This is a genomic window from Thermocatellispora tengchongensis (genome assembly GCF_014202315.1).
Classification (GTDB): domain Bacteria; phylum Actinomycetota; class Actinomycetes; order Streptosporangiales; family Streptosporangiaceae; genus Thermocatellispora; species Thermocatellispora tengchongensis.
Window position 1 is genome coordinate 1 of the sequence record NZ_JACHGN010000043.1, and the last position, 22113, is coordinate 22113.

17 protein-coding genes are annotated in these 22113 nt (G+C 73.8%); 4 read left to right on the forward strand and 13 right to left on the reverse strand.

The window, feature by feature from the left end:
- Positions 1-1049: 1049 nt before the first annotated feature.
- The gene (locus tag HNP84_RS49935) at positions 1050-2237 is read right to left on the reverse strand and encodes an Rv3626c family coenzyme F420 biosynthesis-associated protein (RefSeq protein WP_185057209.1); all 1188 of its coding nucleotides are present in this window, start codon (positions 2235-2237) and stop codon (positions 1050-1052) included.
- Positions 2238-2303: 66 nt separating this feature from the next.
- Positions 2304-3716, reverse strand: coding sequence for a D-alanyl-D-alanine carboxypeptidase/D-alanyl-D-alanine endopeptidase (gene dacB / locus HNP84_RS49940; RefSeq protein WP_185057210.1), 1413 nt, complete (start codon positions 3714-3716; stop codon positions 2304-2306).
- A gap of 91 nt (positions 3717-3807) precedes the next feature.
- Between dacB and HNP84_RS49945 the strand changes: the two genes are divergently transcribed.
- Entirely contained in the window at positions 3808-4302 is a 495-nt protein-coding gene (locus HNP84_RS49945) for an inorganic diphosphatase (RefSeq protein WP_185057211.1), read from the forward strand.
- Positions 4303-4407: 105 nt separating this feature from the next.
- On the opposite strand, the gene HNP84_RS56625 is transcribed toward HNP84_RS49945, so the two are convergent.
- The 4 genes from HNP84_RS56625 to HNP84_RS49965 form a co-directional block, all read right to left on the reverse strand.
- Complete coding sequence (locus HNP84_RS56625) at positions 4408-5604, reverse strand: C40 family peptidase (protein WP_185057212.1); 1197 nt, start codon at positions 5602-5604, stop codon at positions 4408-4410.
- Between the two features lie 151 nt (positions 5605-5755).
- Positions 5756-7282 (reverse strand): hypothetical protein, encoded by a 1527-nt coding sequence (locus tag HNP84_RS49955; RefSeq protein WP_185057213.1) that lies wholly within the window; start codon positions 7280-7282, stop codon positions 5756-5758.
- Between the two features lie 138 nt (positions 7283-7420).
- The gene (locus HNP84_RS49960; protein WP_185057214.1) at positions 7421-8218 is read right to left on the reverse strand and encodes a hypothetical protein; all 798 of its coding nucleotides are present in this window, start codon (positions 8216-8218) and stop codon (positions 7421-7423) included.
- A 98-nt stretch (positions 8219-8316) separates the two neighbouring features.
- Positions 8317-9927: an ABC-F family ATP-binding cassette domain-containing protein gene (locus tag HNP84_RS49965; RefSeq protein ID WP_185057215.1), complete on the reverse strand. Its 1611-nt coding sequence runs from the start codon at positions 9925-9927 to the stop codon at positions 8317-8319.
- Positions 9928-10120: 193 nt separating this feature from the next.
- Here HNP84_RS49965 and HNP84_RS49970 point away from each other — a divergent pair, with 193 nt between their 5' ends.
- Both HNP84_RS49970 and HNP84_RS49975 read left to right on the forward strand, forming a co-directional pair.
- The gene (locus tag HNP84_RS49970; protein ID WP_185057216.1) at positions 10121-10774 is read left to right on the forward strand and encodes a Dps family protein; all 654 of its coding nucleotides are present in this window, start codon (positions 10121-10123) and stop codon (positions 10772-10774) included.
- Between the two features lie 78 nt (positions 10775-10852).
- Complete coding sequence (locus tag HNP84_RS49975) at positions 10853-12619, forward strand: gamma-glutamyltransferase family protein (protein WP_185057217.1); 1767 nt, start codon at positions 10853-10855, stop codon at positions 12617-12619.
- On the opposite strand, the gene HNP84_RS49980 is transcribed toward HNP84_RS49975, so the two are convergent.
- Positions 12601-13209 (reverse strand): guanylate kinase, encoded by a 609-nt coding sequence (locus HNP84_RS49980; RefSeq protein ID WP_185057218.1) that lies wholly within the window; start codon positions 13207-13209, stop codon positions 12601-12603. The two genes, HNP84_RS49975 and HNP84_RS49980, sit on opposite strands and share 19 nt — an antisense overlap.
- Positions 13210-14668: 1459 nt before the next feature.
- On the opposite strand from HNP84_RS49980, the gene HNP84_RS49985 reads away from it, so the two are divergent.
- Positions 14669-15526, forward strand: a complete 858-nt coding sequence (locus HNP84_RS49985) for an SDR family oxidoreductase (protein ID WP_185057219.1) — start codon at positions 14669-14671, stop codon at positions 15524-15526.
- Positions 15527-15647: 121 nt separating this feature from the next.
- Here the strand turns inward: HNP84_RS49985 and HNP84_RS49990 are convergent, their stop codons facing one another.
- From HNP84_RS49990 to HNP84_RS50015, 6 genes are all read right to left on the reverse strand, one after another.
- Positions 15648-16367 (reverse strand): hypothetical protein, encoded by a 720-nt coding sequence (locus HNP84_RS49990; RefSeq protein WP_221337752.1) that lies wholly within the window; start codon positions 16365-16367, stop codon positions 15648-15650.
- Positions 16368-16455: 88 nt separating this feature from the next.
- Positions 16456-16785: a hypothetical protein gene (locus tag HNP84_RS49995; RefSeq protein ID WP_185057220.1), complete on the reverse strand. Its 330-nt coding sequence runs from the start codon at positions 16783-16785 to the stop codon at positions 16456-16458.
- Position 16786: 1 nt separating this feature from the next.
- On the reverse strand, positions 16787-18346 hold the full coding sequence (locus HNP84_RS50000) for a helix-turn-helix domain-containing protein (protein ID WP_185057221.1): 1560 nt from the start codon (positions 18344-18346) through the stop codon (positions 16787-16789).
- A complete protein-coding gene (locus HNP84_RS50005) occupies positions 18343-19401 on the reverse strand; it encodes a DUF917 domain-containing protein (protein ID WP_185057222.1) in 1059 nt (352 codons plus the stop codon). Before HNP84_RS50005 ends, HNP84_RS50000 begins: the two co-directional genes overlap by 4 nt.
- 60 nt (positions 19402-19461) lie before the next feature.
- A complete protein-coding gene (locus tag HNP84_RS50010) occupies positions 19462-20550 on the reverse strand; it encodes an S-methyl thiohydantoin desulfurase family protein (RefSeq protein ID WP_185057223.1) in 1089 nt (362 codons plus the stop codon).
- Complete coding sequence (locus HNP84_RS50015) at positions 20543-22099, reverse strand: hydantoinase/oxoprolinase N-terminal domain-containing protein (RefSeq protein WP_185057224.1); 1557 nt, start codon at positions 22097-22099, stop codon at positions 20543-20545. Before HNP84_RS50015 ends, HNP84_RS50010 begins: the two co-directional genes overlap by 8 nt.
- Between the last annotated feature and the right edge of the window lie 14 nt (positions 22100-22113).

Consider the following 22113-nt stretch of genomic DNA (forward strand, 5'->3'; position numbering starts at 1 on the left):
TTACTCGAAAGGATCACGCGATGGCCGTCGTCTTTTCACGACGCCGCGCTTGTGACCAGGTCAAACTCGTACACCACTTCCGTGGACGCAACCCACGGAAGATCGACCGTCGCCTGCCCGGACACTCCCCAGGGTCGGCATGACGAGCGCGAGGCGAAAGGCACGCGTGAGGGCGAACGTGCGCGCCAGAACGGGCGGGGACCGGGGCCAGGACGCGGGCGCGTGCCCGAAGTGGGCATGTGGCCGGAGAGTGCCAGTGGTCGGAGAGGGGGCCGTGGCCGGAGAGGGGGGATCAGGGGCAGCACCCTTGGCAGACGGGGAGTGCCAACCGGGTGCAGTTAGCGACCGGGATACGGCACGGGCGGGGACACAGCACGGGCCCGGTACGGATAACAGGGCTCGCACGCAGCCTCGGGCACAGACGCTGGGCGGCAGCGGCGCGAGAGAGCATCAGGCGGAGCGCGGCACAGGCCGGGCGCAGGCCCCGGGCCGGAGCGCACGCGCACGCGCACGCCCCAAGCGCAGCACCACACGAGCGGCACGCCCCAGGTGCGGCATGGGCGAGGCGCGACACGACCAGGCGCGGCGCACAGCGGGGCGCGGACACCAGGGGGCCACAAGCCAAGGCCGGGACCCGCGCCAAGCCGGGCGTTTCGGAGGCGGGCACGACACAGGCCGGAGGCACGCACACAGGCGGGGTGCGGCACGCGAACACGCCCAGGGCACCGAGGCCCCAGGCGGGCGCACGCATACGTCCCTGGCCGCAAAGCACGATCCGGGCACGGCCTGCACGGTGCGATTCGGCACGATCCAGGCTCGGGGCTCGGCACGACGTGGTCTGGTCACCAGCCGGCACGGCACGACCCGGGCTTGGCATGCCGGCGCTGGTTGGGAGTCACGCACGGCTCCCTCACGTTGCGCCGACTCCAAGGTCCGCGACCTTCGCGGCGCGCATCGTCGCCGACATCACCGGCACCGGGCAGGTCGCGATTGCCCCCCGGATCGTCTCTGGGCCGGGCGGGCAGTGGCCGGGAGGCAGGGCCCGGGGGTCAGGTCTGGGGGCCGGTGGGCGGGGGTTCGTCCTTGGGTTCCGGGGCGTCCTTGGGTTCTGGGGCGTCCTGGGGTTCGGGGGTGTGGGTGGAGGCGCCGTTGGCGGTTGCCGTGGCCGGGGGGGCGGGGTCGCCGAGGACGCGGGCTATCCAGCGGTCGGGGGAGGCGATCTCGGCGGCGGTGGGCAGGGTCTCGGGGGAGGTCCAGACCTTGTTGAAGCCGTCCATGCCGACCTTGCCGACCACGGTGGTGACGAAGGAGGAGCCCTCGGCGTACTGCTTCATCTTCAGGTCGAGGCCGAGGAGGCGGCGCATGGTGCGGTCCACGCGGGAGCCGCCCTGGCGGCGCTGCTGGAACTTGGCGCGGATGTCGGCCACCGAGGGGACCACGGACGGGCCCACGGCGTCCATGACGTAGTCGCCGTGGCCCTCGACCAGGGTCATCACGGAGGTCAGGCGCTCCAGGATCTGCTTCTGCTCGGGGGTCTGGATGGCGTCGATCAGGCTGCCCTCGCCGCCGCGCACCGCGTCGGCCACGGCGTCGGCGGCCTGGCGGAGGCGGTCGAGGAGGGTGGGCAGGTCGAGGTCGGCGGCGAGCAGGAACTCGGTCATCTGCGAGCGGACGTACTCGCGCAGCCACGGCACCCCGGTGAACTGCACGCGGTGGGTCTCCTCGTGGAGGCAGACCCACAGCCGGAAGTCGCGCGGGTGGACCCCCAGCTCGCGCTCGGCGTTGACGATGTTGGGGGCCACCAGGGTGAGCCTGCCGGTCGGGGCCTGGCCGGTGGGGTCGGGCGGCAGGAACAGCTCGTACTGCCCCAGCACGCGGGTGGCGAGGAAGGCGAGCACCGCGCCCACCTCGACCCCGGTGATGCGCGAGCCCACCGCCGCGACGATGGCGGGGGCCTGGCCGCGGCCCGCGGTCATGCGCTCGGTCAGCGGCTCCAGCACGACGCGGAAGCCCTCGACGTTGGCCCTGATCCACCCCGGCCGGTCGACGATCGTCGCCGGCTGCGGCGAGGCGTCGGCGGCGATCCTGGTGAACTCGCGCACGTGGCCTTCGGCCTCGCGGGAGAGCCGGCGGAGGTCGTTGACGGCCTGGCGTGCCTCTTCGCGGCTCACCTGGGGCCCGGGGCGCACCAGGCGCGTTCCTGTGGAGACTGCGAGATCCCAGTCGATCACCTGCATACCGTCCACCGTACGTGGTCGTCGCCGCGCCCGCGCGACCCGGTCGGAATTACTCTGCGCGACCTGTCAGCAACCGCACCCGGAGACGATCGTGGCCAGGCGGTCCAGCGCCGCCTCCGCCTTGCCCCACGCGGGCGGCACCTTGTCGGCCATGAACGCGAACGTCACGAGCCTCCCGTCGGAGGTGGTCACGACCCCGGCCAGGGTGTTCACGCCGTTGAGCGTGCCGGTCTTGGCCCGTACCAGCCCGACGCCGGGCTCGGCGGCCTTGCTCTCGAACCGGTGACCGAGCGTGCCGGAGAACCCGGCGACCGGCATGCCGCTGATCACGGGGTGCAACTGCGGGTTGTCCGGCGACACCGCGACCGCGAGCAGCTTGGCCAGCCCGGACGCGGTGATCCGGTTGCGCGTGGACAGCCCGCTGCCGTCGTACGTACGGATGCCGTCGGCCGCCTTGAGCCGTTGCAGCACCCGCCGCACGCCGGCCGAGCCGCCCTCGAAGCTGCCGGGCAGGCCCTCCTTCAGCGCGACGTGCCTGGCCAGGGCCTCGGCGAGGTCGTTGTCGCTGAGGGTCAGAGTGCGCTCCACCAGGGCGTAGACCGGCGCGGACTCCACCCTGGCCAGCTCCTTGGCCCCGGCGGCGGCCCTGGCCGGCTTGATCGTCTTGTTGACGACGCGTACGCCGGCCTTGGAGAGCTGGGCGGCGAAGGCGGCGGCGGCCGTACGGGCGGGGTCGGCCACGCGCTGCCGCGAGTCGGGGCTCACCCGGCCCTCGTCGATCATCAGCGCGGACACCGGCGCGACGCTGCCCTCGGGGACGTACCCCGGCTTCCAGCCCGGCCCGAGGGGGGAGCCGGTGAACAGCGACGTGTCGTAGGAGAGGGTGACCTTGGTGACGCCCGCGGCCTTCAGCGCCTTGGCGGTGCGGGAGGCGAGCGTGGCGATCGTGGCCGGCCTCGGGTACGGGGCCTCCTTCGGCGCCCGCGGCCCCTGCAGGGTCGGGTCGCCGCCGCCGACCAGCACGATCGAGGTCTTCGAGCCGCCCTGCACCACGGTGGTGGCCAGCCGCGCGTCGGCGCCCAGCGACGCCAGCGCGGCCACGCTGGTCACGACCTTCGTGGTGGAGGCGGGCGTGATGCCGACGGTCTGGCCGGAGCCGAAGAGCGCGGCCCCGGTGCGGGCGTCGAGGACCGCCGCGCCCACCCGGTCGCCGAGCGCGGGGTCACCCAGCGCCTTACCGAGCCTGGCGGCCAAAGTACCCTTACTCGGAAGAGGACCGTTCCCGCCCGCGGCCAGCACTGGTCCCGCGGTCACCACGGGTACGGACGGCGGCTCCGCCGACGCGGTCGGACGTGGTGCGCGCCCGGTCATCGCGTCCAGGCTGACGTCGTTGGCGATCACGTAGACACCCGTGACGACCACGAACACGTGCAGCAGGGCGAGGGTGACCAGGGCCACCCACCGCTCGCGCCGTTCCATGTCGTCTGACCTCTTCCGATACGGGTAGCACAACCTACGAGACATTAACGCCCGGCCGGGGTGCCCGGAGGGCTTGAGCGGAGGAACCTCGGTGCAGTTCGACGTTGTCGTTGAGATTCCCAAGGGACAACGCAACAAGTATGAGGTGGACCACAAGACCGGCCGCATCCGCCTGGACCGGCTGCTGTTCACCTCCACGCAGTACCCCGCCGACTACGGGTTCATCGAGAACACCCTCGGCGAGGACGGCGACCCCCTCGACGCTCTCGTGCTGCTGCAGGAGCCGACGTTCCCGGGCTGCCTCATCAGTTGCCGCGCCGTCGGCATGTTCCGCATGACCGACGAGAAGGGCGGCGACGACAAGGTCCTGTGCGTGCCGGCCACCGACCCGCGCATGGAGCACATCCGCGACATCCACCACGTGCCCGAGTTCGACCGGCTGGAGATCCAGCACTTCTTCGAGGTGTACAAGGACCTGGAGCCCGGCAAGTCGGTCGAGGGCGCCAACTGGGTCGGCCGGGTCGAGGCCGAGGCCGAGATCCAGGCGTCGGTCAAGCGCGCCCAGGAGGCCGGCGCCCAGCACTGACGACGTTCCCCCGTCTCCCCCCGGCCGGCCGGACGGCGTGCCGGCGCGTGTGCCACAGGTGCCACTGCCGGCGCCCACGCGTGTGCCGTCGCGCGTGCCGTCATGTCACGTCCCCGGCCGGGTGGCGCCGACGAGGTCGGCGCGCTGGATCGGGGCGATGCGCACCACGTCGCCCGTCTGCGGCGCGTGCACCATCATCCCCCTGCCGATGTACATCCCGACGTGGTGGATGTCCCCGGGATCGTCGGTGATCCTGCCGAAGAACACCAGGTCGCCGCGGCGGAGCTGGTTCAGCGGCACGTGCGGGCCCGAGGTCCACTGGGTGCCGGTCCAGTGGTCGAGCCGGATGCCGGCGCGCTCCCAGGCCCGCATGGTGAGCCCGGAGCAGTCGTAGCTGTCGGGCCCGTCGGCGGCCCACACGTACGGCTTGCCGAGCTGCGACAGCGCCCAGTCGGCGGCGATGTCGCCCAGGTGGGCCGGCGCCCCCGCCTTGGCCCAGGCGGGCGCGCGCCCGGTGCCGTGGCTCGCGGCCTCCAGCGCCTCGGCCCGCCGGTCGGCCAGCCGTTCGGCCCGCGACTTGGCCTGGGCCAGCCGGGCCTCCAGCTCGTGCTTGCGCCGCACCAGGGCCCCGGTCTCGCGCCGCTGCCGCTCCACCGCCTCGGCCGCGGCCCGCTTGGCCTGCTCGGCGCGTACGGCGGCGGCCTGGCGGGCGTCGTACGCCTCCTGCGCCTGGGTGTGCAGGATGGCCGAGACGGTCTGCGCGTCGCGCATCTGCCGCAGCAGCTCGGTCCTGGCGCCGCTGAGGTGCTCCAGCACGCTGGCCTGGTGCATGTAGCCCGGCAGCCCGCCCCCGCCCATGGACATCATGGTGACCATCGGCCGGCTCAGGTCCACGCCCCCGTAGCTCTGCGCCGCCAGCGCGGCCACCGCGGCCCGCGCCTCGGCCAGCCGCGCCTCGGCCGCGCCCAGGCGGGCCACCGCCTCCTGGTGGGCCCGCTCGGCGGCGGCGAGGCGGACCATCTCGCCGTTGTACGCCTCCACCGCCCGGCCCGCGGACGCGTTCAGCTCATCCAGCCTGGCCCGTGCCTGGGCCAGCCGGGCGGCCACGGCGCCGAACTCGGCGCTGCGCTCGCGCACCGCCCGCCGGGCCCGCGCCACCTTCTCGGCCGAGGGCCCCGGCTCGTACGCCACCGGCCGCGCGGCGTTGCCGAAGGCGCCCGCCTGGCTTCCGGGGCAGGCGATGGACGCGAGCGCGACCACCGCGCACGCCACCCCCACCCGCATCGTGATCTCGGCGCGCACGTTCCCCCCGTTCCGGCTCGCCATCCCCCGCCGATGCGGCGGCTCCCCCGAGCACCGCATCGCCGTCGGGCCGGATCACACCGGCCCCATCATTCCCGTATGTAACTCCACGAACACATTTCTGTCACGGAGGGTGAGCCCGGTGTGGCGTTCAGGCGGTCGCGGAGGGCGGCGGCGTGGAGGGGGACGGCGGGGCCGAGGTGGGCGTGGGGCGCGGGGAGGAGGTGGGCGAGGACGGCGTGGTGGTCGGGGACGCGGAGGGGCTGGGCTTCGGGTTGGGGTGGCCGTGGTGGTGGTCGGGACGCGGACGGGGCCGGTCGCGGTCGTGCCCCCAGCCGTGATCCCGGCCCCGGCCCCGGTCACGCCCCCGATCCCGCTCCCGATCCCGATCCCGGTCACGGTCGGGGACGGGGGCGAGGGTGCTCGGCGGCGGGCTGGGCCGGGCGGACGGAGCCGTCGCGGGCGTATCGGAGGGGCCGGACGGCCTGGACGACGGCGACGGCGGGGACGGCGGTGGGGACGGGTAGGGGGTGCGGGTGCCGGCCGAGAGGGCGGGCTCGGGAACCGGGACGGTGGCCCGGAGACCGGGATCGACCGGGCTCCGGGCGGCGGAGGAGTGCATGTCGGCCGGGACCTCGCGCGGGCCGGGCGCCCAGGGCGGCGGCTTGGCGGCAGGCCCCCCGGTGGGCGGGAGCGCCCGGGACGCGACGCCGAGCACGCCCTCGGGCGGCGGGCCGCCCGAGCCCCAGTGGGCCGCCGTCACGGTCGCGGTCGCCGCGATCAGCGTCGCGACCGCAGCCACCAGCGCCAGGGCGACGACACGATGGCGGCGGCGATCCCCTTTGATCCCCGCGGCGGGAAACCCGGCGGCGTCGAGCAGGCCCACGCGGCGGGCGACGTAGCGGCGGTAGGCGACCAGCTCGGGATCGGTGAAGCAGCTCATCACGCGTACCCGCAGCGACTCCGGCAGCGGGACCGCGGGCAGCAGGTCGAAGACCTTGGCGGCGGAGACCTGGCGGGCGCGGTGGGGGGCGCAGGTGTCGCACCGGGCGAGATGGCGCACGACCTGCTCGCGCATGGCCGGGGTGAGCTCGCCGGCGAAGCCGGTGAGGATGTCGGCGCGGCGGGGGCAGTCGTAGGGGCCCTTGCGGGCCAGCACCTCGGCCGTGACCGCGTCGCGCAGGCGGTCGCGGGCGACGCCGAGCCCGGCCTCGATCTCGCGCGCGGACGAGGCGGTCACGACGGCGATCTCGGCGGGGGTCAGGTGGTGCCGGACGGTGAGGTAGAGGATCTCGCGGTCGGCGGCGGTCAGGCTCCAGGCGGCGTTCCAGGCCATGAAGCGCAGGTCGGCGGAGGCGGCGCCCTCCAGGTCGGGCACCGCGGGCGCCTGCGCGGCGATCGGGGGCGTGCCGGAGAGGGCCGCGGGCATGCGGCGCCGGCCGCATTCGGCGCGGGCCAGGGTGAACAGCCACACGCGCAGCCGCGCCGGATCGGCCAGGGCCGCGATGTGCGCCTCGGCCGCGATCAGGGTGTCGCGCAGCGCGACCTGAGCGCCGTCGAGGTTGCCCAGCGACAGCAGGCAGAATTCGTGGATGCTCTCGGCGTAGGTGTCGTAAAGCGCGGCGAGGGCACCTGGATCTCGCCTGCGCAGGGCCTCGACCAGGACGCGATCAGTCATGTGACGGATGGTAAACGGTTGGTAACTACTAGTTCCACCGATTCCGCGACGATGACATGGGTTGTCCGTGAGAAGTCAATGAACCGGCAAGGGCATTACGTCCAGCTTTTTGGGAATATCAGGTAAATACGGTGATTCCTATTCTGGGCGGGTATCGACGCCGGGAATCAGGGTGCGCCCGCGGTCCTTCGCGAACGGCGGCGTCTTCGGCTTCACGGTGTGCACCGGGACGGTCCCGCCCATGGCCAACTCCTCGTACGGCCTGCTGGTCGAGCCCCACGTACGCGCGATGACGTCCGCCTTGGCGACGCCCTTCGGCACCGAGTCCAGCGCCACGATGAAGCGCTGCTTGGCGTCCGAGCGCACGTCGTCCACGAACGTGCTCGCCCCGCCCAGCAGCTTGCCCGCCGCGTCGCGCAGCAGCGCGGTGACCGCCAGGGTGCCCGCCACCCGCTCGTACGGGGTGCCGACCCGGCCGCTGATCAGATAGCCGCCGTTCTTCTGCCGCTTGGTCACGACGTCGGTGACCGGGAAGGGCTGGAACGCCGACGGGATGCGCCCGGCCTGGTTCCACTTGGCCTGGGAGTAGGTGATGGACACCGTCTCCGGCTTGACCTTGGCCACCGCCTTGCCGCTGAAGGCGAGGGTGCCGTGCGGCGGCACGGCGTCCAGCGGCTGGTCCATGCGGACGACCTCGGCGCCCTTGGCGTCCTTGGCCACGATCGTGGCGACCACGTGCTCGCCGAAGTGCCACGGGTTGGCGTTGCCGAGCACGCCCGCCCAGTTCACGACGTACCCGCCCTCGCCCTTGAGCACCGACGACGCCTGCTCCTTGACCTGGAGCGGGCGCAGCGGCGAGACCTTCTCCCGCTCCTCCTCGGAGCATCCGGCCAGGGCGACGGCCATCAGGCCGGCGACCAGGACGAACACGGGCATGCTTACAGTTCGACTACGCTGCGTCACATTGCCGTCATAACCCGGCATCGCCCCCGGCGCCGCCGCGCCACGCGGCACCCGGCGAAGCCTTTATGCTCTCACCTGGGGCGCGCGACGCGGCCCTCGTCCCAGACCGGCTCCGGCGACTCGTACACCCGGCCGTCCTCGCCGAACACGAGATACCTGTCGAAGTCGGCCGCGAACCAGCGGTCGTGCGTGACCGCGATCACGGTGCCCTCGAAGGCGTCCAGGCCCTCCTGCAGCGCCTCGGCGCTGGCCAGGTCGAGGTTGTCGGTGGGCTCGTCGAGCAGCAGCAGCGTGGCCCCGGACAGCTCCAGCAGCAGGATCTGCAGCCGGGCCTGCTGGCCGCCCGACAGCGTCTCGAACCGCTGCTCGGCGACCCCGCCGGCCAGCTCGTAACGCGCGAGCGCCTTCATCGCCTCGCTCTTCAGCCTGGCGTGCTCGGTCATCACGATCTCGCACGGCGTGCGCCCGAGCAGCTCGGGGTGGGCGTGGGTCTGCGCGAAATGCCCGGGTACGACCCGCGCGCCGAGCTTGGCGACCCCGGTGTGCGGGATCGCCTCCCCGGCGAGCAGGCGCAGGAAGTGCGACTTGCCGGAGCCGTTGGAGCCGAGCACGGCCACGCGCTCGCCGTACCAGATCTCGACGTCGAACGGCCGCATCAGGCCGGTCAGCTCCAGGTTCTCGCACACCACCGCGCGTTTGCCGGTACGCCCGCCGCGCAGCCGCATGCTGATCATCTGGTCGCGCGGCGGCACCTCGGGCGGGCCCGCCTCCTCGAACCGGCGCAACCGGGTCTGGGCGGCGTGGTAGGCCGGGGCCATGCCGTCGTTGTAGCCGGCCTTCTGCTTGAGCATGTTGACCAGGCGCTTGAGCTTGGCGTGCTCCTCGTCCCAGCGGCGGCGCAGCTCGTCCAGGCGCTCGTTGCGCTCCTTGCGGGCCTCGGCGTACGTGGCGAACCCGCCCCCATGAATCCAGACATTTCCGGCTTCGACGGTGACGATCCGATCCGCGACGTTGGCCAGGAGCTGCCGGTCGTGGCTCACCAGCAGCACCGTCTTCGGCGTCTCGCGCAGCACCTGCTCCAGCCAGACCTTGCCCGGCACGTCCAGGTAGTTGTCGGGCTCGTCCAGCAGCAGGGTCTGGTCGGGCCCGCGCAGCAGCGCCTCCAGTACCAGCCGCTTCTGCTCGCCGCCCGACAGCGTGTTGACCTCGCGGTACTTCACCGCGTCGTACGGCATGCCGAGCGCGGCGACCGTACAGGTGTCCCACAGGACCTCGATGTCGTAGCCGCCCGCGTCGCCGTAGTCGGCGATGGCCTGCGCGTAGCGCATCTGCGTCTTCTCGTCGTCGCGCTCCATCATCGCCAGCTCGACCGCCGCCAGCCGCTCCGCCGCCTCCCGCACCCGTGCGGGCGCCACGCTGAGCAGCAGGTCATGCACGGTACGCCCGTCACGGATGCCGCCGATGAACTGCCGCATCACCCCGAGTCCGCCCGAGCTGGCGACACTGCCGTCCACCGGCTCCAGATCGCCCGCGATGAGCCGCATCAGCGTGGTCTTCCCGGCCCCGTTGGGCCCGACCAGCGCCGCCTTGACCCCGTCGCCCACGCGGAAGGACACGTCCTCCAGCAACGCCCGCCCATCGGGCAGGACATACGTCAGATGCCCGACCTCAACGTGTCCCACAGCCGATCCCTCTCCACCAAACCCCCGGCGCAGGCTACCCAGCCGCCCCGGCGCCCCGCACCTGGTTTTCCACCCGGCCCACTGCGGGGCGATGTCCTGATTTGCGGCGGTTTGGGGATGTTTTCATGACTTTGGCGTGACACAACCGGGGGGACCTGCGTGGGAGAGGAAAACCAGCAGCGAGGAGATCGCGATGCCTCCAGACAACTCATCGGCCGGAAGGCCCGGCAGGTCGTCGGCGAGCAGCACCCGGGCGCACGCGTCGGCCAGAGGGCGTACGGACGGCAGCCAGCCGTGGCTGCACACCGACGCGCAGGAGATCCAGACGTTCGGGTCGGTGCGGATGTTCCCGCTCGGCCTGTCGTACGAGACCCGGATGTACTCCTGCCAGCGGCTGAACCAGATCCTGGCCGACACCCAGATCCTGTACAGCTGGTACAAGAAGTACCACTGGCTGATGCGCGGGCCGACGTTCTACCAGCTCCACCTGCTGCTGGACAAGCACGCGGGCGAGCAACTCGAACTGGTGGACAACCTGGCCGAGCGGGTGCAGACACTGGGCGGGGTCGCGGTCGGCGACCCGCGGCACGTCGCGGAGATCACGGTGATCCCGCGTCCGCCCGACGGCGTCGAGGAGGTGCCGTCGATGTTGTCCCGCCTGGTCGAGGCGCACGAGACGATCCTGGTCGCCGCGCACGACGCCGCCGCGCGGGCGGCGGAGATGGGGGACGACGGCACCAACGACCTGCTCGCCTCGGAGGTCATCCGGACCAACGAGATGCAGACGTGGTTCCTGATCGAGCACCTGGTGGACACGCCGCTGGTGGCGAGCCCGAGAGCGGACTGACACGGGGCCGCCCACGCGTGTGATGATGGCCGTACGGCCGTCCCCTCCGGCCGGCACGCGTGAAAGGCCGCCCCCCGCATGTTCACCACCCGTCCCGAGCTCACCGGCGACTTCGGCATGGTGGCCGGCACCCACTGGCTCGCCGCCGCCACCGGCATGAGCGTGCTCGAACGCGGCGGCAACGCCTTCGACGCCGCCGTGGCCGCCGGGTTCGTGCTCCAGGTCGCCGAGCCGCACCTCAACGGCCCCGGCGGCGAGGTGCCGATCCTGCTGTGGAGCGAGGCCGAGCGAAAGGTCTCGGTCGTGTGCGGCCAGGGCGTGGCCCCGGCCGCGGCCACGATCGACCGCTTCACCTCCGGCCTGGGCCTGGACCTCGTCCCCGGCACGGGCCTGCTGGCCGCCACCGTGCCCGGCGCGTTCGGCGGGTGGCTGCTGCTCCTGGAGCGCTGGGGCACCTGGCCGCTCGCCGACGTGCTCGAACCCGCCATCTCGTACGCCGAGCGCGGCGTGCCCGTCGTCACCGGCATGGCCGCCACGATCGGCACGGTGGAGCGGCTGTTCGCCGAGCACTGGCCCACCTCGGCCGCCACCTGGCTGCCCGGCGGCGCCGTGCCCGCGCCCGGCTCCCGCCTGGCCAACCCGGTGCTCGCCGCGACGTACCGGCGGGTGGTGGCCGAGGCGCGGGCGGCGTCGCCCACCCGCGAAGGCCAGATCGCGGCGGCCCGCGCGGCCTGGTACTCCGGCTTCGTCGCCGAGTCGATCGCGAAGTTCTGCGCCGAGACCGCCTGGCGCGACACCTCCGGCGAGGTCCATGGCGGCCTGCTGACCGGCGACGACATGGCCGCGTGGCGGGCCGGCGTGGAGGAGCCGGTCACCTTCGGCTACCACGGCCACACGGTGTGCAAGACCGGGCCGTGGGGCCAGGGACCGGTGTTCCTGCAACAGCTCGCCCTGCTCGCCGGGCACGACCTGACCGCCATGGGCCACCTCTCGCCCGACTACATCCACACCGTCACCGAGGCCGCCAAGCTCGCCTTCGCCGACCGCGAGGCGTGGTACGGCGACTCGGCCGAGGTCCCCGTCTCCGACCTGCTCGCCGAGGCGTACGCGGGCGAGCGCCGCGCCCTGATCGGCGCGACGGCCTCCCTGCTCCAGCGCCCCGGCTCACCGGGCGGCCGGTCGCCCCGCCTCCCGGCGGCGCGCGGCGTCGGCGCCGGCCCCCAGGCGGGCGCGGGCGAGCCCACCGTACGCGCCGACGGGGCGGTGAGCGGCGACACCTGCCACATCGACGTCGTGGACCGCCACGGCAACATGGTCTCGGCGACGCCCAGCGGCGGCTGGCTGCAGAGTTCGCCCACGATCCCCGACCTGGGGTTCTGCCTGGGCACGCGGGCGCAGATGTTCTGGCTGGAGGAGGGACTGCCCAACTCGCTGCGGCCGGGGGCGCGCCCCCGTACGACGCTGTCGCCGTCGTTCGCGCTGCGCGACGGCAGGCCGTGGCTCGCCTTCGGCACGCCGGGGGGCGACCAGCAGGACCAGTGGAGCCTGAACTTCTTCCTGTCGGTGGTGCACTTCGGGCTGAACCTACAGGAGGCGATCGACGCGCCGATGTTCCACTCCGAGCACTTCCCCAGCTCGTTCTACCCGCGCGAGTCGCGGCCGGGCGTGCTGGCGGTGGAGGACCGGGTGCCCGGGGCCGTGCTCGCCGAGCTGCGCCGCCGGGGCCACATCGTCGAGCCCCGCGACCCGTGGTCGCTGGGCCGCCTGAGCGCGGTCGCCCGCGAGGACTTCCTGAAGGCCGCCGCCAATCCCAGGGGCGCCCAGGGTTACGCGGTCGGCCGCTGACCGGCGATCCCCTCCCGCGACGGGGACCGTCCGAGTACGGTGAAGGCGTCGGCGATCTGCCCCGCCGCCTCCTCGATCGTCATGCGGCTGGTGGTGAGACGCAGGTGGAACAGCCCGTCGCACTCGTGCTCGGCGATGTCGGCGGCGGCCTCCTCCCACGCCTTGAGCGTCTCGGCGACGTCCGGATCACCCCGCCGCCGCGCCCGCTGCTCGCACACCTCCCGCGGCACCCACAGCAGCACGGATAACCAGTCGGCCCAGGAGGTGAGCGACCGCAGGTCGGCACAGTTGGCGACGTGCACGACGGGGATGAGCTCGGCGGTGGTCATGTGGTCGATGGGATGGGCGTCGATGGCGTAGCCGCGGTCACCGTTCCGCGTCTCCAGGATGATCCTCCCGGCCGCCCGCAGGACCTGAAGCTGGTCCTCAGTGATCACGTGGTACTCCTCGCCCCGCTCCACGCCCACGCGGAGCACCCGCAACAGGACGAACCGGGGATCGAGGTCATGCAGCGCCTGAGTGATGGTGCTCTTGCCTCCAGCGGGCGGCCCGAGGAGCAGCACCCCCCGAAGGCCCCCGCGTTTCACCATTCTTTGGACATAGCCGGGCGAAATCCAAGAATCCCATTCGGACAATTGTTCGCGCTGGTGATCTTCATCGCATACCTTCGCGGGTCAGAGAGGTGGCCGGCAGCAAAAACGCGAGGTCTCCACCGCACCGCAGAGCCGATGGCAGTGAAGAATCCTAGCCCCACGACCCGCCCCGGGAAACCCAATCCCCAGGATCGCCCCCACCTACCAATCACCCACCCGAAAACACCCCCCACAAAACCCACCAGGCACTCAGCAAATTCAATAATCCCCCATATCCCGTGATCCACAACCAAATCCGATATCAAGCCCCATAGGGCTCCAGGGGCCAGGGGGAGCACCCAGACAACGGTGGATCTCCCACAAGGCGGGATGGGACGGGGTACCGGAACCCACACGCCCTCCCGCCGCCTCCTCCCGAATTCGGACGCATCCGGCCAGAGGCGACAAGCCAGCGCCCGCAGCGGGCCATGAGCCGGGGCAGGACCTATGGCCGGACACGGCGCGGCAGGGGCCGGCGCGGCAGGGCACGGCACGGCAGGGCACGGCACGGCAGGGCACGGCACGGCAGGGCACGGCACGGCAGGGCACGGCACGGCAGGGCACGGCGCGGCAGGGCACGGCGCGGCAGGGCACGGCGCGGTGCCGGCATGGTCGAGCGCGGGCCTGACCGGCGCGGCATGGTGGCGCGACACAGCGCCGCGCGGCCGGATGGCCGGAGCGGTGCCTGTGGGCCTGAGCGAGGGCTGTGTGGGGCGACGTGCCAGGCCCCGGCAGCCCGCAGGGCTGGAGCGGACGCCGGGTCGGGCGGAGTCCACGAGGGCCAGGGCGGGTGTATGGACGAGTGGCAATGCCCCCTGGGCGACCCAGGCCCCGGGGCGGTCGGCGGTCGGCGGTCGGCGGTCGGCGGTCGGCGAAGCCTACGGGCCGGGCACGGGTTGCGGGTCGGAGCGGGCCGCGCACGGGTTGCGGGTCGGAGCGGGCCGGCCTCGGGCCGCCAGGGGGCCGGGACTGGGCCCATGGACCCGGGTGGGGCTGAGGCCATGTGCCCAGCCCAGGGCAGCCCGGCCTAAGGCGGCCCGACCCAGGGCAGCCCGACCCAAGACGGCCCAACCCAAGACGGCCCAACCCAAGACGGCCCAACCCAAGACGGCCCAACCCAAGGCAGCCCGACCCAAAGCGGCCCGACCCAAAGCGGCCCGACCCAAGGCAGCCCGACCCAAGGCGGTCGGCCGGTTGGGCGGAGCCGGCGCGGTCGGCGGTGTGTCCGTCGTTCTGCGTCGGGCCATCGTCAGGGCCATCGTTGGGGCCGTGCGGCGCTGGGCGCATGGAGAGGAGGCCAGGCCCGAGGGGTCGCTTACATGGATGTGCCTTTTGTAGAGGGCTCTCGGGTGCTCCATCATCGGGATACCAACAAAAGGTAACCGTCCACGTCAGCGCGGTATTGGAGGGGCTTGGGATGATCGTTGTCACCGGGGCCACGGGGCATCTCGGCACGCTGGTGGTGCGAGGGCTGGCGGCGCGGGTGCCGGCCGGGGAGGTTGTCGCCGCGGTGCGGGACCCCAAGAAGGCCGAGGGGCTGGCGGCGCTGGGGGTGCAGGTGCGGGAGGCCGACTACGACCGGCCCGAGACGCTGGGGCCGGCGTTGGAGGGGGCGGAGAAGGTGCTGCTGATCTCGGGCTCGGAGCCCGGACGGCGGGTGCCGCAGCATCGGGCGGTGGTCGAGGCGGCGAAGGCGGCGGGGGTGCGGCATCTGGCGTACACCGGGATCCTGGGCGGGCCGGAGACCGACTTCCCCCTCGCCGACGACCACAAGGGCACCGAGGAGGTCATCCTCGCCTCCGGGCTGGCCTACACGTTCCTGCGGAACGGCTGGTACACCGAGAACTACACCGGCGACCTGAGCCAGGTGTTCGCGCAGGGGGCCGTCACCGCGAGCGCGGGCGACGGGCGGGTGGCCTCGGCGGCGCGGCAGGACTACGCGGACGCGGCCGTGGCCGTGCTCACCGGCGAGGGGCACGAGAACACCGCGTACGAGCTGAGCGGCGACGAAGCGTGGAGCTTCGCCGAGTTCGCGGCCGAGCTGTCGCGGCAGACCGGCAGGGAGATCCGCTACAACGCGCTGTCGGCCGAGGCGCACCGGGAGCTGCTGGCCGAGGCGGGGCTGCCGGCCCACGTCATCGAGATCATCGTGACCATCGACGACGGGATCCGGCGCGGCCTGCTGGCCAGGCGGACCGGCGACCTGAGCCGGCTCATCGGGCGGCCGACGACGCCGCTGGCCGACTCCATCGCCGCCGCGCTCAAGCAGGGGTGAGCGGGCGGGCTGATCTCCGCTCGGTCGCGGGCGCCTGATCCGATGATCTTTGGTCGGTCGCGGGCGCCTGCTGCGGCTGGTCTCCTGTCAGTCGGGTGCGCCTGTTGGGGCCGGCCTTTGATCAGCCCGCGGCCCGTACGGCGGTGACGGCGAAGCGCTCGACCTCCGCCACGTGGCCGCCGGTGGAGACGACCAGGGTCATGAGGGTGCCGGGGGCGGCGCGGAAGGACAGGCGCACCCGCCACGACGCGTTCTCGCCGCCCGCGGGCTCGCAGCAGGTCGAGCCCGCCGGGCGGTCGGCCCCGCGTACCAGGGCGCGTACCCGCAGGCTCTCGTCCACGCCGGTGATGCGGCCCGAGACCGTGAGCGGTGAGCGCACCGACGCGCCGTACGCGGGCCTGGTGATGGTCAGGGTGTCGTCGTCGGTGCCGACGACGGCCCACGGCGCGCCCGGACCGGTCCCCAGGCGGACCAGGCGGATCGTCGCGGCCACGCCGGGCTTGTCGCTTTCGGCGTGCCGGTAACCCACCTTGACCAGGGCGGTGCGGCCCTTCACGCTCCGCCCCACCTCCACATCGACCCCGGTGAACCCGAGGTGCCTGCGGGTGAAGGCGAGCGCGGTGCGTCCGGGGTCGAGGTGCCAGGAGCCGTCCCCGGTCACCTCGCGGAGCCGTTGCCACGCGCGTGCCTGCTCCAGGCTGGTGAACGGCCACAGCGGCCGGTCCCCCGACACCCACTCCGCCTGCGCCGTGACGCCGGCCGCCTGCGCGGGGCCGCCGCCCGCCAGGCCGGTTCCGAGCACGAGTAGGGCCGCCGCCATCGCCCGCCCGAAGCCGTTCATGATCACTCCTTGAGCCGTTAGGGGATCATCTCCTCCACGATCCCCGAAGATCGGCGTCCCGCACAGAGGGTGTGCGGAAGCGGTCTCGTCAGGCCAGGTGGTCCGGCTGGAGGGGGTGGGCGGCGGCGAGCCAGGCGCGGGGGTCGGCGGTGTGCACCGGATAGACGAAGAAGAGGTCGGCGTGGCCGGAGGTGATGGAGTCCTCGGCCCAGTGCCGGCCGCAGCGGACGCAGCGGTGGACGCCCAGCCAGCGGGACGGGTCCAGGGCGACGGGCGTGAGCAGGTGCTCGATCGCCGTGCGGTGCCCGGCCAGGGCGAGGGCGTCCCGCATCGTGCGCGGCACCTCGTGCTCGGCGTGCCCGCACGGGCAGGGCTCGGCCGGCCCCGGAGCGGGGGGACCTTCCGCGGAGTTCGGCATGTCACCACGATCGCGGGGATGCGGACCCGCGGTCCAGGGTGACCCGGCAGGCCAGGTGGAGGGCGAGCCGGTCATCGGGGTTGGCCAGATCGACCGTGAGCAGTTCCTCGATGCGGCGCAGGCGGGCCGCGACCGTGTTGCGGTGGACGCCCAGCACGACGGCGGTCTCGGCGGCGGAGCCCCCGGCGTCGAGGTACGCCGCGAGCGTGGCGACGAGGTCGCCGGGCTGCGACTCCAGGGGTTCCAGCAGCCGGGTCGCGGCGGGCGCGAAGGTCTCGCTGCCGGCCCAGGCGGCCAGGAGCTGGGCCAGGCCGAGGCGGTCGATGTGGACCAGGCGGCCGGTCTGGGGGCGGCCGCGGGCGAGCCGGGCGGCGTCCCACGCCTCGGTGAGGCTGCGGGTCAGGCCGGAGGCGTCGCGGTGGGCGCGGCCGACGCCGACCGCGCAGTCGAAGCGGCCCGCGAGGCGGCGGCGTACCTGGCGCAGGGCGGCGAGGAGGTCGCGGTTGGCGTCCTCGCCGGGCTCGGCGCGGCCGGTCGTCCAGCCGGACCAGCCGTCGCCGCGCTCCACCAGCGTGGCGTCGATGTGCTCGGCGGCGAGTGCGGCGGCCACGGCGTCGGTGTGCCGCAACAGGTCCACCTGGCCGAGCACGGCGAGGTGGAAGGCGACGTGCCAGCCGTCCAGCCGCCAGCCGATCTCCGAGGCGCGCTGCTGGAACCGGTGGCCCGCGCCCAGCCTGCCTTCGAGCAGGTCGCCGAACAGGCTGGCGCGCAGCCGGGCGTCGCGTTCCAGCTCGACCCGGCGCGTGGCCTGCCAGCGCTGCACGGCCAGGGTCCCGGCCTGGAGGACGTCGCGTACGCCGCGGGCCCACGCGGTGGCGGCGTGCCCGAGCGCGGCGGCCAGCCACAGATCGACGGTACGGCCCGAGGCGTCCAGCACCGGCACGGCGACGGTGGTCCTGCCGTGCTCGGTGAGGATCTGCGCCACCGCCGCGTACGGGTCGAAGTCGGGGGGCGGCTGGACGGCCCCGCCCATCGGGTCGCCGCCGGGCCCGAGGACCCCGACCGGGCGGTCCAGGATGCGGGCCAGGGCGCGGGCGACGTCTTGCGGGCCGAGCAGGCCGCGGGTGAGCGCGCGGTGCGCGCGGCGCAGGTGCTCGGCCGCGTCCACGGCGGGGGCGTGCAGGAACGCGGCGGCGGTGCCCGCCCAGCGCAGCGGCGGCGCGGTGATGCCCAGGATCGGCAGCCGCAGGTGCCGGGCGAGGCGGCGGCTGCCGTCGAGCAGCGTCTCGCCGCCGGTCACGGGCAGGGCCAGCGCGGCGGCGCCCTGGTCGCGCAGGCGGCGCATCGCGGCGTCCAGGCGCCAGTCGGCGAGGTAGCCGGGCGGGATGGCCGCGCACAGCGCGATCTCGCCGGGCTCGACGGAGCCGGCCTGGGACGGGTCGATCAGGGCGATGCCGGTGACCGGCCGGTCGAGGTCGGCGTCGCCGGTCAGGGACGTGGCGGCGGCGAGCGGGGGATGACCCAGCAGCTCGCGCAGGGTGGGGGCGGCCTCGGGGGTCATGGCCGCGCCACCGGGTCCAGGTCCAGGCCGAAGGCGCGGGGGGCGACCGCGGCCACGACCTCGGGCCGCCACCAGAACGGGGGGCCGGGCAGGTGCAGGGCGACCACCTCCGCGCCGGCGCGTACGGTGTCGCAGAAGATCGGCTCGCCGGTGACCCGGTCGAGCACGCACAGGATGTCCGGGGTGGACGCGACGGGCTCGCCGTCGCTGAGGGCGAGCAGGTACTCGTTCTCCATCTCCAGCCGGAGCAGGGTGCCGCCGCGGTCGGCCCGGATGATCACCGAGCCGCGGCCGAAGCCCGCGGTGGCGTGGTCGCGCACGACCTCCAGCACCCGGCCGGTGGCCAGCACCCGGCCGCCGAGCGAGCCGGCCATCTCGTACGGCGCGGCGCCGCGGGCGCAGGCCGCGTGCCGGGCCCCGAGGCGCAGGGCGTAGGTGAGGGAGCCGGGGATGGCCACCCGGTCCAGCGCCGTCACCGGCACCGGGCGCAGCGCGATGGCCGCCCATCCGCCGAACTCGCTGAGCGCGGCGCGGACGATCCGCTCGGCGGCGGAGGGCGGCAGGCCGTCGAGCACGAGCAGCCGGCCGTCGGCGGTGCCGATGGCCAGCGGGGTGAGGGGCTCGCCGAGCGCGGCCATGGAGGTCTGGTCCAGCCGGGGCAGCCCCCGGCCGGTCAGGTCGGCGTCGAGCACCGGCAGGCCCAGCTCGGCGGCGGCGACGAACACGATGATGCCGTTGCCGCCGCCGGCCTCGACCGAGATCAGCCCGTCGCAGCGGACCCGGGTGCGCTCCACGATGGCGGTGAGCACGCGCGTCCACTCCCCTCCCGACGGCAACCTCTCGGTGAACACCGACACCGCCCCGACGAGCCCGATGGGGACGACGTGTCCCCCAGGCAGGTCCTCGCGGTCGAGCAGCGCGACCCGGCGCCCGGCCAGGCCGCGCCGCAGCAGCAGCGCCGGCAGGCCGGTCTGCCCGCCGCCGCCGGAGCCGAGCAGGGCCGTGCCGCGTTCCAGGTGGTCGACGTCCTGCTCGCCCAGGTAGCGGATAGGCATGCACTCAGGGTGACACGGGTTCCTCCGCGGGCGAGGCCGGCCCGTGCCCGTTCGTGTCGCTCACGCCATCGCCCCCGCGGCGACGCGCACCGGGTCGTGGTCGTAGCCGAAGTACCGGGGCCCGACCAGGTCGATCCCCTCCGGCCGGTGCCAGCGCGGGTCGCACGGGGCCGCGATGACCCGCACCCGCTGGCCGTACCGCAGGGTCTCGGTGGTGATCGCGGTGCCGGCCTCGACGTCCAGCACGCAGATCAGGTCGGGGACGCTGGCCACGACGGCGCCGTCGCGCACGGCGACCAGGTGCTCGTTCTGGAAGCGCAGCAGGAACCGCTCCCCCGTGTGGCCGTCGAACCCGTCCAGCGTGGCCTCGCCGCGGGCGAACCCGCCCTCGGTGCGCCGGCCGACGTCCACGACCTTGCCGCGGAACAGCTCGGCGCCGCCCAGCCGGTCCACCACCGCCGCGACCGGGTCGCGGTGCGCGGCGCGCGCCTGGCGTACCAGGCGGCCCAGCTCGGCGCACAGGGAGAGCGTGCCCGGCACCAGCGACTCGCGCGCCTGCGCCCCGCTCATCGAGAACAGGCTGATCATCGCGGAGCAGCCCATGTCGATGGTGGCCGAGCGGGCCAGGCGTTCGGCCCACTTGTTGTCCGTGGTGTCGAAGATGCCGCGGTTGCCCTTCTCGTCGGCGATCGACATCGGAGTGGCGGTGATGCCGTACATGGTGGGCAGGACCATCTGCAGCTCGGGGAAGGCGCGGCCCATCGCGTCGGCGTCCACGAGCGGCAGCCCCAGCTCGGCGGCGGCGACCACCGGGACCAGCGCGTTCACCCCGCCGGCCTCGGCGCACACCAGGTGCGTGACGGTCTTGCCCAGGTAGGAGGCCAGCGCCCGTACGGCGTGCGCCGCCTGCTCGGCGGAGGGCAGCTTCTCCAGCATCACGGTCGGCGCGCCCATCATGGCGACCATCGCCGTCACCGCGTCGTCGGGCAGGGTGTCCAGGCCGACCATCCGTACCGGGCCGTGGGCGCGTACGGCGGCGTGCGCGAGCAACCGCCCGATGTGCGGGTCGCCGCCCCCGCCGGTGCCCAGGATCGCCGCGCCGACGGCGACATCGTCCAGATCGCGCTCCTCGATGAACCCCTCAGTCACGCCCTGCCTCCATCTGCAGATCCCCGACCGCCTTGACCCTGATGCGGGTGGCGTTGCCCGGCAGGTACGCCAGCGGCACCTCGTCCACCTCGACCACCTGTACGCTGCCCGGCTTGGCCCCCGCGGCGACGGCCTTGTCCACGGCCTCCTGCTTGGCCTCGTCCAGCACGGCCCGCCGCTGCCCCGGCTCCACCGGGAAGATCCGGTCCACCACGCCGCCGATCTGCGCGATGGCCGCACCGATGGCGTTGGCCACCGCGAAGTGCCGCGGCCGGTGCACCGCGCCCGAGTCGCCGAGCTCGTCCGGCAGCAGCACCGACCCGCCGCCCACCGCCACCACGGGCAGCGGGTCCGGAGAGGTGCGGACGCGCTCGATGGCCTCGGCGATGTCGCCCGCGATCCGGCGCAGCGCCGCCTCCACCAGTGACCGGTCCAGCCCGCGCACCAGCCCGGGGTCGCCGATCTCGGCCCGGCCCGCGGCCACCGCCACGTCGGTGGCGGTCAGCGTGGACCCGCCGAACACCAGCGCCTCCTCGGCCAGCCGGTACCCGACCGAGTCGGGCCCGACCGTGACCTCGGCGCCCTCGCGTACCCTGCTGCCGCCGCCGATGCCCAGGCTGAGCACGTCCGGCATCCGGAAGTTGGTGCGGATGCCCGCCACGCTCACCTCCGTCGTGGCCTCGCGCGGGAAGCCGTTCCGCAGGACGCCGATGTCGCTGGTCGTGCCGCCGACGTCCACCACCGCGCAGGTCTCCAGCCCCGACAGGAAGGCCGCGCCGCGCATCGAGTTGGTCGGCCCGGAGGCGAAGGTGGCGACCGGGTAGCGCCGGGCGAAGTCCACGTCCATCAGCGTGCCGTCGTTCTGGCTCAGGTAGAGCGGCGCGCGGATGCCCGCGCCCTCCAGCGAGCCGGCCAGGCCGTCCACGATCCGGCCGGCCAGCTCGCGCAGCGAGGCGTTGACGATGGTCGCGTTCTCCCGCTCCAGCAGCCCCATCCGGCCCACCTCGGCCGACAGCGACACGGCCAGGCCGGGAAGCCGGGCGGTGAGGATCTCGGCCGCGCGCTGCTCGAACTCCGCGTTGACCGGGGAGAACACGCTGGAGATCGCGACGCTGCGGATGCCGTGCCGGTCCAGGTCCTCGGCCACCCGCAGGATCTCGTCCTCGCGCAGCTCGGCGATGTGCCGCCCGTCGAACTCGTGGCCCCCGTGGCACAGGTACGCCCGCCCGGAGATGGCCCGGACCAGCCGCTCCGGCCAGTCCACCATCGGCGGCAGGGACGCGGTGGCGGGCAGGCCGAGGCGCACCGCGGCGGTCGGCGCCAGCCGGTCGGCCTCCACCAGGGCGTTGATGAAGTGGGTGGTGCCGATCATCACCGCCTGCACCGCCACCGGGTCGAACGCCCGCTGCCGCTTCAGCTCGGCGAGCGCGGTGGTGATCCCGCTGGTCACATCGCGCGTGGTCGCGGTCTTGACCGCGGCCAGCACGCTGCGCCCCTCCATGAGCACCGCGTCGGTGTTGGTGCCGCCGACGTCGATTCCGATCCGCATAGATGAACAGGTCC

What these genes read in the sequence shown, in the direction of transcription:
- HNP84_RS50000 (WP_185057221.1), bottom strand. Translation starts at nt 18,346, where the DNA reads ATGACCCCCGAGGCCGCCCCCACCCTGCGCGAGCTGCTGGGTCATCCC.
- HNP84_RS49935 (WP_185057209.1), bottom strand. Translation starts at nt 2,237, where the DNA reads ATGCAGGTGATCGACTGGGATCTCGCAGTCTCCACAGGAACGCGCCTG.
- HNP84_RS49995 (WP_185057220.1), bottom strand. Translation starts at nt 16,785, where the DNA reads ATGCCGAACTCCGCGGAAGGTCCCCCCGCTCCGGGGCCGGCCGAGCCC.
- HNP84_RS49960 (WP_185057214.1), bottom strand. Translation starts at nt 8,218, where the DNA reads ATGCCCGTGTTCGTCCTGGTCGCCGGCCTGATGGCCGTCGCCCTGGCC.
- HNP84_RS50015 (WP_185057224.1), bottom strand. Translation starts at nt 22,099, where the DNA reads ATGCGGATCGGAATCGACGTCGGCGGCACCAACACCGACGCGGTGCTC.
- HNP84_RS49970 (WP_185057216.1), top strand. Translation starts at nt 10,121, where the DNA reads ATGCCTCCAGACAACTCATCGGCCGGAAGGCCCGGCAGGTCGTCGGCG.
- HNP84_RS50005 (WP_185057222.1), bottom strand. Translation starts at nt 19,401, where the DNA reads ATGCCTATCCGCTACCTGGGCGAGCAGGACGTCGACCACCTGGAACGC.
- HNP84_RS49980 (WP_185057218.1), bottom strand. Translation starts at nt 13,209, where the DNA reads ATGGTGAAACGCGGGGGCCTTCGGGGGGTGCTGCTCCTCGGGCCGCCC.
- HNP84_RS49955 (WP_185057213.1), bottom strand. Translation starts at nt 7,282, where the DNA reads ATGACTGATCGCGTCCTGGTCGAGGCCCTGCGCAGGCGAGATCCAGGT.
- HNP84_RS49990 (WP_221337752.1), bottom strand. Translation starts at nt 16,367, where the DNA reads ATGAACGGCTTCGGGCGGGCGATGGCGGCGGCCCTACTCGTGCTCGGA.
- dacB (WP_185057210.1), bottom strand. Translation starts at nt 3,716, where the DNA reads ATGGAACGGCGCGAGCGGTGGGTGGCCCTGGTCACCCTCGCCCTGCTG.
- HNP84_RS49975 (WP_185057217.1), top strand. Translation starts at nt 10,853, where the DNA reads ATGTTCACCACCCGTCCCGAGCTCACCGGCGACTTCGGCATGGTGGCC.
- HNP84_RS49985 (WP_185057219.1), top strand. Translation starts at nt 14,669, where the DNA reads ATGATCGTTGTCACCGGGGCCACGGGGCATCTCGGCACGCTGGTGGTG.